Here is a 1,473-nt window from a genome sequence, read left to right as displayed (position 1 = left end):
CTGATCGCAAGATGCAGCGCTACCCGGGCGACGTCGTCCCGCGACGGCTTGCGCAGCGCCTTCTGCTGAAGCCGATAGGCACGCTGATAGGTTGCCTGCGCCGCTCGACGGCTCTTGGTATCCTTAGGCATCATTCCTCCTCGCTCCAATCCGGCTGCTCCCGCACTCACTCGCGGGATGGATGTCCGGCCATGGAAGTCTGGGACGCCATCTTGCAAGGCACAAACTCGCCGACGGAGGATCTACCGGATCGATGTCGAGCGATGGGCACGGAGCCGGCGACCGCGCATCACCTGCGAGCCGACAACCAGCGAGCCATCCGCGGCGCTGCCGAACCGACGAACCGCCCCGAGTTCTCTGAAGAGGCGCAGAGCGCGCGCCGCCGAGAGGATGGCTAGCTGATCTCCAGCGGAACTTCCCAACAACAGCAACGGCAACGGCGATCCGGATCGGGCTTCGTCCCGGGAGAGGCTCCCAAAGAAACCAGATGGTCACGTTCATCTGAAAGGCTGTGCACCAACACGTTCGTCCTCGTGCCGGTCCGACCTGCCGTGCGGCTGAATCGAAAATATCGAGTTCTGCAACCAGGATATTGAAGTCTGAATCGAAGATGTTTGGCTTTGAATCGCCGTTGCCGATCTTTGAATCGAAATTGCGCAACTGTCATTGCGTTCTCCGCAACGCATGTGCCCGCTCTCTCGTCCGATATCGCGCTGCCGGAAACGCAGGAAAACCCGAGAGGGTGGTGATCTGCGGCTACAATACCGCGATCAGCATTTCGGACTCGTCGTTCGAACGCGCAAAAGCTCCTTATCAGCGGTCGGATCGTAGTAACGAGTTTCCAAAGCTTTGAATCAAGAATCCGGATGTTCGAAACGATTGTCCAGATAGCCATGCGTTTGCGGACTGAGAAACTGTACGACGTCCGTTGAATACCCCCTTCCATCGTGTTCTAGTTCGCTGTGATCGAACTCGCCGACCTTCATTCTCTTGATGTAGGTCTTGCAATTCCCGCGATCAGCACGCGCCGAAAGCTGAAGGCGACGTCTGCGGCCGACATCGTCAGCAAGATCGCGATGCTGGACCTCTAGGACAGCGCCGGCCGGTCAGCACGTGGCTCGGCGCTTCGCGTCCGCGCGCGAAAACCCGGAATGAGAACCGGGTACCGAATCCGTCGGTGTGGTTGCATCCCGTATCGCTTTTGATCGCCAATCATAGCGGGGAAGGGGACCCAAGTGGGCGCCCGGCTCAGCTGTCCTTGTAGTAGGCGCCGTCGCTGTTGAGCACCGCCGCGCCGCTGATATGCGCGTGCACAGCCCGGGGGATCCTACCGGCGGCTCCGGCCGCTTCCAGACGTCCTCCGGGGGGGGGGGGCGGTGGTGGGACAGCTCGCGCGGTCTCTCGTCCCAATTCGCCGACCCGCAGGGGTGGGACGGTGATTCGGGGGGGTGGTGAAATATTAAAGAGCGTTGG

General features: G+C 60.7%; 1 protein-coding gene. It reads left to right on the top strand.

Translation table 11 applies throughout. From position 1 onward, the window contains the following. Positions 1–962: 962 nt before the first annotated feature. Positions 963–1,091, top strand: coding sequence for a hypothetical protein (locus tag M9H71_RS25045; protein WP_455407567.1), 129 nt, complete (start codon positions 963–965; stop codon positions 1,089–1,091). The last annotated feature ends 382 nt before the right edge of the window (positions 1,092–1,473 follow it).

It is taken from the genome of Rhodopseudomonas parapalustris, assembly GCF_053772255.1.
This window is presented reverse-complemented; position numbering and strand designations above follow the sequence as displayed.